Genomic DNA, 14,317 nt, shown 5'->3' on the forward strand with positions numbered 1-14,317 from the left:
CGCCCATCTCGGCGTGCACGCTGGGCCAGGTTCTTGGTCAACGCCGATGCGGTCCTATCCTCTGCGCCGACGTGCCCTTTCGATCGAGCGCATAGGCCACGCCGGCCCGGAGATCGCCGCGCGTGATCAGCGCTCCGAAATCGACCCCGAGCTGCACCAGCGTCTGGGCGATCGACGGCGCGATCCCGACCAGCACACACTCGGCGCCGAGCAGCGCCGCGGCCCGCGTCGCCTGGATCAAGCGGCTCGCCACGGACGTGTCGACCGTCATCACGCCCGTGATGTCGATGATGACGATCTCCGCCTGGTGTCGCTGGATGCCGTCGAGCAAGGTCTCCGTGAGCCGCTCCCCCCGCTCGCTGTCCATCTGCCCTATCAAGGGCACGACGAGCACGCCGTGGTGGATCGGCAGCACGGGCGTGGACAGCTGCCGGATCGTGTCGAGGAGGCTCTCCCGCGCCCTCGCCAGGTCCAGCTCGACCTCTTTTTGACGGGTCACGTCCCGCACGAGGCCCACGATGTAAAGGGGCTTGTCGTCCCTGTCGCGGACAGGCACCTTCGTCGTCTGAAAGCTCCGCGTCCGCTTGTCCTCGAGCGGCAGCTCCTCCTCGAAGAGGGCTCGCTCGTGCCCGGCGGCGATGCGCTCGTCCATCTCGGTGAGGTGCCTGGCGACCTCCGGCGGGAAGAGATCGTCGTTGCGTTTCCCGACGATGGTCTCGGTCGTCAGACCGACGCCCTCCGCGCCGGCCTTGTTGCTGAAGACATAGCGTTGCCCGTCGGCGCTCTTGACGAACAGGATATCGGGCACCACGTCGATGGCGGCCTGGCAAGCGATCCGGAGGAGGCGCAGCTCCTCCGCGTGCGCCTGTTTGAGCCCGCTCACGTCCTCGAACACGACGCCCACACACCCTTCTCCGAGTGGGAATGCCTTGACCAGCAGGACGGGCGCGCCGCCGTCGCCCGCGCCCAGGCGGACCTCTCCCAGGGAGGCGGGCGAGCCCGATCGTGCCACGCGGGCGCAGAGCTCGGAGATGCCCGCGCCTCGCAGGGCCGGGAACACCTCCTCGACGCGCGCGCCCGCTGCGCCGCGGCCGAGGGCGCGCACGGCCGCCGGGTTCGCCGCGACGAAGCGCGGCTCCGCGGTGCCCTCGGCCCCGTCGCAGCGGTAGACATGAACCGCCGTCGGCAGGCGCTCGAACAGATCCGTGAAGGCGCTCCCGTTCCCCTCGCTCATGACACCACTTCACCCTGTTTCACGCGGCATCGCAATTCCGAGTCAAGGCGGGGGGCGCGCCGCGACGCTCAGGCGATCACACGACGCCATGTTTTCCAAACTCGTCTTCGCCGCCCTCTTCCTGGCCGGCGCCTCCTCGTCGCGGCATCTTCTTCCCTGCCGCTGCAGCCGCGCGCGCCTCCTCCGCCCACCGCGAGGGCTCCTCCGGCGAGTCCCGTACGGGAAGCTCTACGTCGGAACCATGCAGTTGCCGAGTCTCTAGAGCCGTGTTCTTCGGGCCCGCTTCACAAGCCACGACCGCCGGAATCGCCGGACTGACTCGCATCCCATGATCGTGCTGGGGGCGGTACGGCGCCCGGCTCGCGCGCCGAGATCCCGGCGAGACGCGATGTCCGGATCAGGCTACCGCTCGGCCGCGCGCTCGAGCGACGCACTCCCCAGCCGCTCGACCCAGCTCGTCGCCTCGTCGACGGCCGACCTGGCGAGCGCCGCGTCGAGCGGCACGCCCGCGCGCGCGAGGGCGCCGAGGTCGTGGAGCCGCGCGAGCACGGCGTGGGCCTCGATGGGCAGCCCGCCGGCCGGCACGAGGTCGCGGTACACGCCCGCGATGAGGGCCGCGTGCGACTCGGGCGCTGGCCCCTCCAGCATGCCCGCGATGGTCCCGGCGAGCGCCTCGTAGGCTGCGCGAGCGGCGTCCGCGGCGAAGCCGGCGTCCAGCACCACCCGCGCGAGCCGAAGCCTGTCCGCTGCCGCGTTCCGGGCGGTCTCCGCCGGAGGGCGAGGGCCCGCCGACGGCCAGCGCGCCTGTCCGTCGCCCTTCTCGTGCGTCGCCTCTCCCCTCGTCCCCGGCGCGCCCTGGCCTCCCTCGCCGCTCGCCGCAGGCAGGACGTCGCCGCCCCCCTCCTCGGTCGCGTCCGCTTCCGTCGCTTCGGCTCCCTCCGCCACCGCCAGCACCTCCCGCATCTCGCGCAGCACCACCGAGAAGCTCGGCGCCGAGAGCTCCTCCACCGTGGAGTCGGCGCGGAGCGACGCCACCAGCACCTTGCGCTTGTCGCTCAGGATGCCCTCGATGCCTCGCTCGATGCCCTCCTCGGCGCACAGGTAGGTCACGCTCACGCTGCGCGCCTGGCCCAGGCGGTGCGCGCGCGCCGTGCGCTGGTCGAGGCGCGCCGGGTTCCACGGCAGATCCAGGTGCACGACGTAGCTCGCCGCCTGCAGGTTGAGCCCTACCCCGCCGGCGTCCGTGCTCAGGAGCACCCGCACCGCCGGGTCGTCCCGGAACCGGTCGAGCAGCGCCGGGCGGCGCTCTGTCGGCACGTCGCCGTGGAGCATCGCGTGCCCGACGCGCAGCCGGTCGAGCCGCTCGCTGGCCAGCTCCAGCATCCCCACCCACTCGGAGAACACGATGACCTTGTTCCGGGGCTGCGCCGTCACCTCGGCGATCAGCGCCTCCAGCTCGTCGAGCTTCGGCGATGCCTTCTTGCGGCGCCTCGGATCGCACAGCTCGAGCGCGTTGCACGCCTGCCGCGCCTTCATGAGCATCATCATGAGCCGGTCCAGCTCCTCCTTGCGCAGCGCCCGGCGCTCCGCGATCGCGATCAGCCGGGCCGCTTGCGCGCGGTAGTCCGCCTCGAGCTCGCGCTGCTCCCGCGTGAGCGGCGTGTACCGCGTCTGCTCGAGGAGCGGCGGCAGATCGAGCAGCACCTCGGCCCGCTCGCGCCGGAGCGTGACCGGCGCGACGCGCTGCCGCAGCTCCCCGAGGTTCCGGTAGCCGACGATCCTTCCCCGCTCGTCCTGGCGGTGGAAGTCGGCGTTGAACCGCCAGAGCGGCCCGAGCAGCGTGGGGTCGACGAGCTGCAGCAGCGCGTACAGGTCGTCGAGGCGGTTCTCGACCGGCGTCCCCGTGAGGACGAACAGGAAGCGCGACGGGATCGCGCGCAGCGTCGCGGCCGTCTTGGTGCGGAAGTTCTTCGCGCGCTGCGCCTCGTCGAGCACCAGCACGTCCGCCGCGAGCGCCTGGAGCCGCGAGAGCTCGCGCCAGGTGAGCTCGTAGCTCAGCACCGTGTACGCCGCCTCGAGCGCGAGCGCCCCCGTGCGCTGCGCGGGAGAGCCGCCGAGCACCGCGGCGCGCTCGCCCGTCCACCGCGCGATCTCCTGCGCCCACTGGTGCTTGAGCGACGCCGCCGTGACGATGAGGACCCGCCGCGCCTCGCCGCGGCGCCGCAAGAGCTCGCACGCGGCGATCGCCTGGAGGGTCTTGCCGAGGCCCATGTCGTCGGCGAGCAGCGCCCGCCCGTTGCGGAAGAGGTGGAGCACGCCCTCGCGCTGGTACGGGAAGAGCGGCAGCCCGAGGGCCTCCAGCGCATCGTGCTCGCGGCCCGCCCGCGCCTGGAGTGAGCGCTGGCGGCGCTTGTGCCAGATCCCCCCCGCGAGCCGCTCCGCCGCCGGCAGCGCCGCGTGGACGATCCGGGCCGCGGGCGCGTGATTCCCGAGAGCTCCCTCCGGCGCCATCCTCAGCAGGCCGCCCGCCTGGACGAGGCGCGCGCGCTCCTCGCGGAGCGACGCGGGCCACGCGCCGACCGCGAGCAGGCGCAGGCCGTCCTGCGCGTCGACCGTGAGCGTGGGCCGCGCCGGCGCGTCGATCCGGGCGAGCGCGCGGCGCCACGCCGGGCGCTCCGCGACCGCGCGGCGCACGGCCTCGAGGTGCTTGCACGTGCCGAGCTGATTGCCCAGGAAATCAGGGCAAGAGCAGGTGTCGTGGCGCGCGCCGGCGTCCACGAGATCGACGACGTACCGCCCCCCGCTCCCGCTCGCCACGGCGTAGTCGCCGTCGACTCGACCGCTGAGCGGCGTGACGGAGAAGGGCTCGCTGTGCGCTCGATAGACGCGCACCTCGCGCTCGTACCGGCGGACCGCGTCGATATCCTCGTAGTCATCGCATCGCGGGGAATCCCAGCGGGTCGGCTCGATCAAGGCAGGGCGCACGGCGCAGCTTTGCCGCAGCCGCCGGATGTTCGCAACAGCCCAGAGGAGCGAGCCGAGCGTTGCATTTGGAGTCATCCATTTATCATCAAATCGAACGCCACGCGGCGCAGCCCCCTCGCGCAGCGCGGAGGACGTGCGATCTCGAGCGTGCACGAAGCTACCGGGTCGCTCGATCCCGCTCGATGAAGCACAGAAAACTTGAGCTGCATACCGGCCAGAGAAAACCGCAGGGTATCGTCTTCGGCCGGGGATGAGGGCGCCGGCTCGTCAAGCTCCGCGCCACCCACCGCCGGATCTTCAGCGCGAACGACGACGGCTCCGGGGAGGTCACCGCCAAGCACCGCCAGGAGGCTTCCTCTCCGTCAGGTGCGGCCACCGTCGGGCGGCGGCGTGCCGCTTGATCTGCGGCGTGCTCTACTCGATGAAGAGAGTGACGGCCTCGTCGGTCACGTCCGCCACCTCGATACTTCCGGTGAAGATCTCCTCGAACGTGAAGTTGCGGAGGACGATCGAATAACTCCCCTCGTCGATCGCCGCCGCCGCGGTCGAGAACGAGTGCTCCAGGCTGTCGAGATCGATGTCCCCTTCGAACTCACCCGACGTGATCCAGTAGGGACTCCCCTCGACCAGCACGGGCACCAGGGCGCAATCGTCGTTCGTGGGCTCACCGTCGATGAAGTCGGTCTCCCCGACACCCCAGGCCCCATCCACGAACGTCGCGCAACCCGCTGTGGCGGCTTCATCGGAAGCGATCGCGAGCTCCGTCGTATCGAGGCTGCTGCCGCCCGCGCCGCCGCCGCCTTCCGCATCGCCGCCGGTGCCCGCGCCGCCGCCGCCTTCCGCATCGCCGCCCGTGCCCGCGCCGCCGCCGCCTTCGGCGCTGCCGCCCGTACCTGCGCCGCCCCCGCCATCGGCGCTGCCGCCCGTGCCCGCACCGCCGCCGCCTTCGGCGCTGCCGCCCGTGCCTGCGCCGCCTCCGCCCTCCGCCTTGCCGCCGGTGCCCGCGCCGCCGCCACCTTCGGCACGACCGCCCGCGCCCGCGCCCCCGCTGCCAAAGCTGATCTCATCATCCCCGCAGGCAACCAGCAAGCACCCAAGAAAGACGATCGAACTCCACTTCATGCGCACCTCGGCTCTCTGTGACGCGCGAAAGCGTAACATGAGCTACAGGTACGCCCCAAAGTTCGGTCCGTACGGCTGAACCCGCAATCTCGCGACGCGCCCCTGGCGGTCGCTCCGAGGTGCGGGAGGCCGCCTCCACCGCTCCGTGATGTGGAGCCTTCGTCACCTGTCGAAGAAAGGATGCTCGCCGAGGCGGAATGGCGCTCGATGCGGCGCCGGCGCCGGCGCGGCGCGTCCGGCGAGGACGGCCGCCGCTCCCCGCCCTCCCGCCGCTCTTCTCAGCCCCTCAGGACCCGATCCGGATCCGCTTCTTCAGCGCGGCGAGCTCGTCGTCGACCGCCGCCCCGCCCGGCTTGTCCGCGCTGCCGGCGCCGGCGCTGCCGCGGCCGTGCTCGAGCTGGGCGAACTTCGCCTCCAGCTCGGCCGCCGACAGCCCGCCGCCAGAGATCGCCTCCTCGATCTCGCGCGACGCCGCGACCTGCGCCACCTGCCCCTCGACCTGCTCCTCCATGCGCCGGAACTCGGAGAAGGCGCTCTGGCCGCCCCTCGCCCCGAGCCCCTCGGCGCCGCCGCCGGCGCGCTGCTGCTGGATCTGCGCCGCGAGCGTGCCCTTCCGCGCCTGGAACTCCTCCTGCTTGGCCTCCATGCGCTCGAGCTCGGTCTTCATCGAGAGCACGGCGGAGCGCTGCTCCGCGCGCATCGCCTCGGCGCGGTCGCGCTCGCCCACCACGCGCTTCTTCTGCACGAGCGCCTCGCGCGCGAGCTTCTCGTCGTTCGCCTTCAGCGCGAGCTCGGCGCGCTTCTCCCACTTCTCCGCCTCGGCGTCGAGCTCGTCGACCTTCTTGCGCAGCACCTTCTCGGCCGCCACCGCGTCGACCAGCTCCTTCCGCGCCGCGCGGACCTGGTCCTTCATCTCCTCGACGATGAGATCCAGCGACTTTTTCGGATCTTCCGCCTTGTCGAGGAGCGCGTTGACGTTGCTCGAGATGACCTTTCCCATCCGGTCGAAGATGCCCATGCCGCTAGCGTGCACCGCCCCGCCGCCCCTGTAAAGCGCCCGCGCGCGGGGCCGCGGGCGCCCCCCGCGGCCCAGGGGAGACCGGCGATCAGGGCGGCGGCGGGTACGCCGGACCGAAGCTCGACTCCACCGACGACCGCGTCGTCAGCAGCGGCGTCTTCAGCGTCTCGTCCTCGTACAGCGGCCTCACCACGCAGGTGTCTTCCCCGCACTCCCCCCCCTCGATGAACGCGACGTCGGCGACCAGCCAGTACCGGGTGCTCCCGTCGGCCGGCGCGAACGTGACGGGCGCCTCCGGGTCGTAGAACCCCGTCGGGCCGAGATCCGCCCCGAGGGAGCCATTGCAGAAGACCTTGATCCGCGGGTGAACCGCGTAGTTCCGGCCATGCGCCGAGTAGTAATGGACGCCGATCCGCGTCCACTGCCCGAACGGCGGAAAATCCACGTTGATGTTCTCGGGCGCGCAAAAATCATCGCTGTCCGGGTCCGTGACGTCGGGGTCGCACGTGATGTTGTCGATATCGAGCCGCGGGTTATAGCAACCCTGGCCGAGATCGCGCCACGCCTGCCCGGCGCCGCGAGGGGCGTAATAACACGTGTTCTTGGCCTCATCCGGGTCCGCGTACCAGCTCACCGGCTCCGGCGGCGACGCGCCGTCGCTGAACCACCGGAGCTCCGGATCCGACCCCAGCGTGTCCACGGTGCAGTTGTTATAACCGCAGTCGTCCGGCGAGCCGGCGACCGCCCACGGCCGCGTGTCGCCCGGCTTGTGCAGGTGCAGATCGAGATCCACCCCCTCGCCGCCGAGGTCGTGCTCCCACTCGAGCTCGACCCGGAGGCCGGGCGCGCCGACGTAAAGGGCATACTCGCACGAGTCGGTCGCGCCGTCGGCGAGCCGCTTCGTGTAGATGACCTTGTACTCCCCCGACTGGAGCGGCTTGTAATCATCCGCCGGGCTCGCCCCGGAGACCGCCGGACACGGGTCGATGCCCGCGGGGCAAACGACGCTCCAGGTCTCCGAGCCAGGCTCGGCGTCCACGCTGAACGTGCCTGTCCCCTCCTTCAGATCCACGTTCGCGAACGGAGGCACCCTCAGCGCGTGGCACCCCGCGGGGTTCTCGCTGAAGCACGCCTCGGTCGCGTGGCTGCCGCCGACGCAGGGCCCCCAGACGCCCACCTCGTTGCAAAGCTCGGTGCCCGGAAAACACCCCTCCGCCCCGCGGTACGACGGATCGCCCATGAAGCACGCGTGCGCCTGCCCCGCGACGCAGGAGCACGTCTCGTCGACCTGACCGTCGCAGTCGTCGTCGAGGCCGAGATGGTTGAGATCGCAGAGCTCCTCGGGGCCGCACTGGGTCCCGCACGGGTTCACGGCGGCGTCGCCGCCGCCGCCGGCGTCGTCGCCGGGGGCAGCCCCGCCAAGGCCGTTATCCGGAACGAAATCACCGCTGCCGCTGCCGCCCTCGGGCGCGCCGCCGCCGCCCGCGCCGCCTCCGCCGTCGCCGGGCGCACCGCCGCTCGCGCCGACCTCGACGTGCGGGCCCGAGGCTTGGCAGCCGACCGCGACGAACACACCCGATGTCGCGGCCCCGAGAAATGCGAGGAGCGCAGAGGAGACGCCGAGATGACGCATGAAACCTCCATGTCTCGCCAGCGCGCGGTGCAGCGGCTCGGGCAGGCAGGCGCGCCCGGCGAGACACCGGCGATGAACAGCGAGGTTCCTGGTTTAGCAGACTTGGCGCGATACCAAAGCTCGCACGAGCGTAATCAAAGCACGCTCGTGAGAACGGATGTCCCGGCGCCCTGTCCGGGCATATGTCGTCGGAGGGTGGGTGTCAGTCCGTCGCGCGCGGACCCCTCGCGGCCTCGGCCGCGAGCGCCGCCTGCGCCGCGGCGAGGCGGGCGATGGGGACGCGGAACGGGGAACAAGACACGTAATCGAGCCCCGCCCGCTCGAAGAACGCGATCGAGCTCGGATCGCCGCCGTGCTCGCCGCAGACACCGAGCTTCAGCCCGGGCCGCGTCGCGCGCCCTCGATCCCGCCCGATCTCCACGAGCTCTCCGACGCCCGGCACGTCCAGCGACTGGAACGGATCCTTCGCGAAGATGCCGGCCTCGACGTACGCGCCGAGGAACCGGCCCGCGTCGTCGCGCGAGATGCCCAGGCTCGTCTGCGTGAGATCGTTCGTACCGAAGCTGAAGAACTCGGCCTCCTCGGCCAGCTCGCCGGCCCTGAGCGCGGCGCGCGGGAGCTCGATCATCGTCCCGAACCGGACGTCGACCCGCCGCCCCTTCTCGGCGAAGACCTTCTCCGCGACCCCCTCGACGAGCGCGCGCGTGAGCGCGAGCTCGCGCCGGGTCATGCTGAGCGGGATCATGATCTCCGGCTCCACCTCGATGCCCGCCGCCGCGACCTCGCACGCCGCCTCGAGGATGGCGCGCGCCTGCATCTCGTAGATCTCCGGCGACGTGATCGCCAGCCGGCAGCCGCGGTGGCCGAGCATGGGGTTGTACTCGGCGAGCTCCTCGCTCTTGCGCTGGAGATCCTTTGCGGAGACGCCCGTCGCCCTCGAGAGCTGCTGGAGCTGCGCCTCGTCCTGCGGCAAGAACTCGTGCAGCGGCGGATCGAGCAGCCGGATCGTCACCGGCAGGCCGGCCATCTCCCGGAAGACGCCCACGAAATCGCTGCGCTGGAACGGGAGCAGCTTCTCGAGCGCGCGCCGCCGCCCGAGCTCGCCGTCCGCGAGGATCATCTCGCGCACCGCCTGGATGCGCTCCTCGTCGAAGAACATGTGCTCGGTGCGGCAGAGCCCGATGCCCTCGGCGCCGAAGTTGCGCGCCGTCCTCGCGTCGTGCGGCGTGTCGGCGTTCGACCGCACCCGGAGGCGCCGGACCGCGTCGGCCCAGACCATGAGCTCCTCGAACTCGCCGCTCAGCGCCGCCGGGATGGTCGGCACCGCCCCGAGGTAGACCGTGCCGGTGCCGCCGTCGAGCGTGATGAGATCGCCGTCCTTCACCGTGATCGTGCCGGTCGAGCGCCCGTGATCGTCGTAGATCGTCACGGCCATCCGGCCCTGGCTCACGCTGATGGCCGAGCAGCCGGCGACGCAGCTCTTGCCCATCCCCCGCGCCACGACGGCCGCGTGGCTCGTCATGCCGCCGCGGGCCGTCAGGATGCCGCGCGCCGCCTTCATGCCGTGGATGTCCTCCGGCGACGTCTCGGAGCGCACGAGGATCACCGCCCTGCCCTGGCCCGCGCGCCGCTCCGCCTCGTCCGCGCTGAACACCACCTGCCCCGTCGCCGCCCCCGGGCTCGCCGGCAGGCCGCGCGCGAGCAGCGACTTCGGCGCGCTCGGGTCGATGCTCGGGTGCAGCAGCTGATCGATCGAGCCCGGATCCACCCGCAGGATGGCCTCCCGCTGGCTGATCAGGCCCTCCTTGGCCATCTCGACCGCGATGCGCACGGCCGCGCGGCCCGTGCGCTTGGCGGTGCGGCACTGGAGCAGGAAGAGCTCCTTCTGCTGGATCGTGAACTCCAGATCCTGCACGTCGCGGAAGTGCTGCTCGAGCTTGCCCTGCACCTCGACGAGCGCCGCGTACGCCGCGGGCATCCGCGCCTCGAGCGAGCTCTCGTCGTCCACGCCGGCGCCGGCGCCGGTTCCGGTGCCAGTTCCGGTGCCAGTTCCGGTGCCAGTTCCGGTGATCGACAGCGGGTGCGGCGTGCGCACCCCCGCGACGACGTCCTCGCCCTGCGCGTTGGGGAGCCACTCGCCGTAGAAGCGCCGCTCTCCGGTCGACGGATCGCGCGTGAACGCGACCCCCGTGCCGGAGTCGTCGCCCAGGTTGCCGAACACCATCACCTGGACGGTGCAAGCTGTCCCCCAGGCCTCCGGGATGTCGTGCATCTTCCGGTACACCTGCGCCCGGTGGTTCTTCCAGCTATCGAATACGGCGCCGATCGCCCCCCAGAGCTGCGCGTACGGCTCGTCGGGGAACGGGCGGCCCGTCGCCCCGAGGACGATATCCTTCTGGCGCTGGATCAAGGCCGCGAGCGACTCCGGATCGAGCTGGGAGTCGGGCACCTTGCGCTCGAGCTCGGCGGAGTTCAGGCGCGTCGCGTCGACGCCGAGCTTCGCGGCGGCCTGCCTGCGCGCGCGGCCGAGCGCCTCCTCGAAGCGGTCGCGGGGCACGCCGAGCACGATATCGGCATACGCCAGGATGAACCGCCGATAGGCGTCGAGCGCGAATCGCTCGCTGCCCGTGCGCCGCGCGAGCCCCCGCGCGATCTCGTCGTTCAGGCCGAGGTTCAGGATGGTATCCATCATTCCCGGCATGGACGCGCGCGCGCCCGAGCGGACCGACACGAGCAGCGGCGCCTCGGGGCTGCCGAACGCGGCGCCGCGCAGCGCCTCCAGCCGGCCGATCGCCGCCTTGATCTCGTCCTCGACGCCGGCGGGGAGCGCCTTGCCCGAGGCGTAATAGGCGTTGCATACCTCGGTGGTGACCGTGAAGCCCGGCGGCACCGGGATGCCGAGGCGGGTCATCTCGGCGAGCCCCGCGCCCTTTCCGCCGAGCAGATCCTTCTGCTGTGCGTCCCCGTCCGCCTGCCCTGCGCCGAAGAAATATATCGATCTCCCCATGGCGGGCGCACGCTAGACCGTCCTCGCAGTCAGGTCGAGATCCCTCGAACGGCGGAATGGAGGTACGACGGACGGCCGACCGCCGACGGCCCCTATCGGATCCAGAGCCGTCGGAACCGCGGCGTGCACCTCACGCGTGCACCTCACAAAAATACCGGCTCTCGACGGCGGACGAGCTATGAAGCCGCGCATGAAGCGCTTCTCTCTCGTCCTCGTTGCGATGTTCGCCGTCCCCCTCACCGCGTGCGACCAGAAGCCCGCCTCACAGGCGATCGCCGACGCGCCGGTGAGCGCCTCGGTCAAGCCGGCCCCGCCGCCGGCTCCCACCCCCGAGCCCGCCGCCTCGCCGCAGCCGCCGCCCGAGCCCGCCGGCCTGCCCGCGCCGCCGGACGTCGCGGCGCCGCCCGCCGACGCGCAGAAGACGGCATCGGGCCTCGCGTCCAAGGTGCTGGCGCCGGGCAAGGACACGGCGCATCCCGGCCCGGACGACAAGGTGACGGTCCACTACACGGGGTGGACCACGGACGGGAAGATGTTCGACAGCTCCATCGTCCGCAACGAGCCGGCCACCTTCCCGGTCGGCGGCGTGATCAAGGGGTGGACGGAGGCGCTCCAGCTCATGAGCAAGGGCGAGAAGCGCCGCCTCTGGATCCCCGGGGCCCTCGCCTATGGCGACACGCCGGCCCAGCCGGGCGCCCCGGCCGGAATGCTTGTGTTCGACGTCGAGCTGCTCGACTTCGCCCCCGCGCCGAAGCCTCCGCCCGCGCCGAAGGACGTGAAGGTGGCGCCGAAGACCGCGAAGAAGACCGCCTCCGGGCTCGCCTACCAGGTCCTGCAGAAGGGCACCGGCACCGAGCACCCGAAGCCGACGAGCCGCGTCGTCGTCCACTACACGGGGTGGACCACGGACGGGAAGATGTTCGACAGCTCCATCGTCCGCGACGAGCCGGCCACCTTCCCGGTGGGCGGCGTGATCAAGGGGTGGACGGAGGGCTTACAGCTGATGGTGAAAGGCGAGAAGGCGCGATTCTGGATACCGGCCGACCTCGCTTACGGCGACAAGCCCACACGGCCCGGCGCGCCCGCCGGCATGCTGGTGTTCGACGTCGAGCTCATCGACTTTCGCTGAGCCGTCGGCCGGCGCTTTACATCCGGCCGGCTGCCTGGTCACATGATGGCTGCGAGCGGCCAGGCATGCTGACATCCATCCGACTCAGGAACTTCAAGAGCTTCGCCGATCAAACGGTGGAGCTGTCCCCCTTCACGCTGCTGCTCGGGGCCAACGGCTCCGGGAAGAGCAACTTCCTCGACGCCCTGCGCTTCCTGCAGGGCGTCGGGCTGGATCTACCCCTGTGCGACATCTTCCGCGGCCGCGTCGACGGCAGGCGCGAGGTGTGGCCGGGCCTGCGCGGCGGCACGCAAGGGGCCACGCGCAGGGGCGCCAAATCGTTCACCATCGAGAGCCGATGGGCGATCGGGAAGGAGGAGCTCACACACAAGATCACGTGTCAGGTCGAGCCTGACGTGATCGTGGAGCACGAGTCGCTCGAGGCGAGGTCGGCCGGGGGCCCGCTCTTCGACACGCCGGCGTCGGCGCTGAAGGGGCTGGAGGGGTTCGCCTCGGGCGGAGCGATGAAGGCGGCGTCGAAGAAGGGCCGCTCGATGCGGATCGCATCCATGGATCGCAACCCCGCCCGGCGCAGCCTGCTCGGCCAGATAGAGCACCACCGCGGTCGCGGCGAGGACGTGAGCCTCGCGGACGTCATCGCGCTCTGCAACGCGCTCCAGGTCGCGATGCGGAGCACGCTGTCGCTCGACATCGATCCTTCGCGGATGAGGGGTTATGTGCCGCACGAGATAGAGAACCTCGGCGCCGGCGGGCAGAACCTCTCCGCCGTGCTCCGCTGGCTCTGCCAGGAGGCCGAGCACAAGGCCGATGTGCTCGGCTGGGTGCGCTCGATCTTCGCGCCCGAGATCGAAGATATCGAGTTCGCCGAGACGGGCCTCGGCGACGTCATGATGGTGCTCGTCGAGAAGGGCGGCGCCCGCGTCCCGGCGCCGAGCCTCCCGGACGGCGCGCTGCGCGCGCTCGGCAAGATCGCCGGCGTGCTCACCGCGCCGGAGGGGTCGCTCCTCCTCGTGGAGGACCCGGACGCCGGCATGCACCCCGAGCGCGCCGCCGTGCTCGCGCAGCTCCTCGAGGGGGCGGCGCGGCCCTCCGTCTGCCAGATCGTGGCGACGACGCACTCGCCCGCGCTGCTCAGGGGGGTGTCGAAGCAGGGCCTCAGCCGCGCGATCGCGTTCCAGCGCGACCCCGAGACCTGCGCCACGACGACGCGCCGCCTCGCCGACCTCCCGCGCTTCGAGGACCTGGCCGAGCGCGATCCCGGAGAGCTGCTCTCCTCGAAGGCGCTCTCCGCGTAGACGCGAACGAACCGATCCCTGTACAGCACCATCATTTGATTGCAGTGTCGCGAGCTCGCGATAACGATAACCATTTTCACTTCGTGAAATGCGTTGTGGATGCTCACAATGCCATCTAGGGTCCTCCGCGAATCGACAGCGCGGCGCTCGCCGCGCGAACACAGCGCCAAAGAGGTCCTCACATGCTTTCCCAGAAAACTGCACTTCAACTGGTCCTCTGTCTGACCATCGGGTTCTCGGCGGCTGCCTGCTCTGACGACGGTGACGACACCAGCACCAGCTCCAGCTCCAGCTCCAGCAGCTCGACCAGCAGCAGCGCCAGCAGCAGCAGCGCGGGCCAGGGCGGCGGCACCGGCGGGACCGACGGCCAGGGCGGCGCCACCGGCGGCGGCGAAGGCGGCTCCGGCGGCCAGGGCGGCGCCACCGGCGGCGGCGAAGGCGGCTCCGGCGGCCAGGGCGGCCAGGGCGGCTCCGGCGGCGCCGGCGAAGGCGGCTCCGCCCCCCCCGGCGACCCCCTCTGCGGCGCGGGCACCGCGACCTTCGCTGATGTACGGACGATCCTGACCGCGACCTGCGCGGGGTGCCACGGCAACGCCGGCCCCGCGGCCGCCGGCCTCGATCTCCGCGCAAACGCGGCCCATGGCGAGCTCGTCAACGGCGCGAGCGCGGAGTGCACCGGCCGGATGCTCGTCGTGCCGGGCAAGCCGAGCGAGAGCTACATCATCAACAAGGTGCGCGGCACCGGCCTCTGCGGCGACGACACGCGCATGCCCCCCCCGGACAAGGGCGCTGCCCTGCCCGAGGCCAGCATCAAGAAGATCAACGACTGGATCTGCGCCGGCGCTCCCGCCCAGTGAGCCCGTCTGCCCGGCTCAGCGCCTGTCCCTGCAGCGC

9 protein-coding genes are annotated in these 14,317 nt (G+C 71.5%); 3 read left to right on the forward strand and 6 right to left on the reverse strand.

What is annotated here, in order from left to right:
- Positions 1-37: 37 nt before the first annotated feature.
- The 6 genes from WMF46_RS40485 to ppdK form a co-directional block, all read right to left on the reverse strand.
- A complete protein-coding gene (locus WMF46_RS40485; protein WP_437982108.1) occupies positions 38-1,234 on the reverse strand; it encodes a PAS domain-containing protein in 1,197 nt (398 codons plus the stop codon).
- 402 nt (positions 1,235-1,636) lie between these two features.
- On the reverse strand, positions 1,637-4,294 hold the full coding sequence (locus WMF46_RS40490) for a DEAD/DEAH box helicase (protein WP_437982109.1): 2,658 nt from the start codon (positions 4,292-4,294) through the stop codon (positions 1,637-1,639).
- A gap of 339 nt (positions 4,295-4,633) precedes the next feature.
- Complete coding sequence (locus WMF46_RS40495; RefSeq protein ID WP_437982110.1) at positions 4,634-5,341, reverse strand: hypothetical protein; 708 nt, start codon at positions 5,339-5,341, stop codon at positions 4,634-4,636.
- A 286-nt stretch (positions 5,342-5,627) separates the two neighbouring features.
- On the reverse strand, positions 5,628-6,359 hold the full coding sequence (locus tag WMF46_RS40500) for a PspA/IM30 family protein (RefSeq protein WP_437545761.1): 732 nt from the start codon (positions 6,357-6,359) through the stop codon (positions 5,628-5,630).
- Positions 6,360-6,447: 88 nt separating this feature from the next.
- Positions 6,448-7,992: a hypothetical protein gene (locus tag WMF46_RS40505; RefSeq protein WP_437982111.1), complete on the reverse strand. Its 1,545-nt coding sequence runs from the start codon at positions 7,990-7,992 to the stop codon at positions 6,448-6,450.
- A 202-nt stretch (positions 7,993-8,194) separates the two neighbouring features.
- Positions 8,195-10,999 carry a pyruvate, phosphate dikinase gene (gene ppdK / locus WMF46_RS40510; protein WP_437982112.1) on the reverse strand — a complete coding sequence of 935 codons (2,805 nt, stop codon included), beginning with the start codon at positions 10,997-10,999 and terminating at the stop codon, positions 8,195-8,197.
- A gap of 190 nt (positions 11,000-11,189) precedes the next feature.
- Here ppdK and WMF46_RS40515 point away from each other — a divergent pair, with 190 nt between their 5' ends.
- From WMF46_RS40515 to WMF46_RS40525, 3 genes are all read left to right on the forward strand, one after another.
- The gene (locus tag WMF46_RS40515; RefSeq protein WP_437982113.1) at positions 11,190-12,128 is read left to right on the forward strand and encodes an FKBP-type peptidyl-prolyl cis-trans isomerase; all 939 of its coding nucleotides are present in this window, start codon (positions 11,190-11,192) and stop codon (positions 12,126-12,128) included.
- A gap of 65 nt (positions 12,129-12,193) precedes the next feature.
- Positions 12,194-13,423, forward strand: a complete 1,230-nt coding sequence (locus WMF46_RS40520; protein ID WP_437982114.1) for an AAA family ATPase — start codon at positions 12,194-12,196, stop codon at positions 13,421-13,423.
- A gap of 182 nt (positions 13,424-13,605) precedes the next feature.
- Complete coding sequence (locus WMF46_RS40525) at positions 13,606-14,280, forward strand: c-type cytochrome domain-containing protein (RefSeq protein WP_437982115.1); 675 nt, start codon at positions 13,606-13,608, stop codon at positions 14,278-14,280.
- Positions 14,281-14,317 lie beyond the last annotated feature (37 nt).

The organism is Sorangium sp. So ce117 (assembly GCF_051524395.1).
In the GTDB taxonomy this organism is placed as follows: domain Bacteria; phylum Myxococcota_A; class Polyangia; order Polyangiales; family Polyangiaceae; genus Sorangium; species Sorangium cellulosum_B.

What these genes read in the sequence shown, in the direction of transcription:
- WMF46_RS40485 (WP_437982108.1), bottom strand. Translation starts at nt 1,234, where the DNA reads ATGAGCGAGGGGAACGGGAGCGCCTTCACGGATCTGTTCGAGCGCCTG.
- WMF46_RS40490 (WP_437982109.1), bottom strand. Translation starts at nt 4,294, where the DNA reads ATGACTCCAAATGCAACGCTCGGCTCGCTCCTCTGGGCTGTTGCGAAC.
- WMF46_RS40495 (WP_437982110.1), bottom strand. Translation starts at nt 5,341, where the DNA reads ATGAAGTGGAGTTCGATCGTCTTTCTTGGGTGCTTGCTGGTTGCCTGC.
- WMF46_RS40500 (WP_437545761.1), bottom strand. Translation starts at nt 6,359, where the DNA reads ATGGGCATCTTCGACCGGATGGGAAAGGTCATCTCGAGCAACGTCAAC.
- WMF46_RS40505 (WP_437982111.1), bottom strand. Translation starts at nt 7,992, where the DNA reads ATGCGTCATCTCGGCGTCTCCTCTGCGCTCCTCGCATTTCTCGGGGCC.
- ppdK (WP_437982112.1), bottom strand. Translation starts at nt 10,999, where the DNA reads ATGGGGAGATCGATATATTTCTTCGGCGCAGGGCAGGCGGACGGGGAC.
- WMF46_RS40515 (WP_437982113.1), top strand. Translation starts at nt 11,190, where the DNA reads ATGAAGCGCTTCTCTCTCGTCCTCGTTGCGATGTTCGCCGTCCCCCTC.
- WMF46_RS40520 (WP_437982114.1), top strand. Translation starts at nt 12,194, where the DNA reads ATGCTGACATCCATCCGACTCAGGAACTTCAAGAGCTTCGCCGATCAA.
- WMF46_RS40525 (WP_437982115.1), top strand. Translation starts at nt 13,606, where the DNA reads ATGCTTTCCCAGAAAACTGCACTTCAACTGGTCCTCTGTCTGACCATC.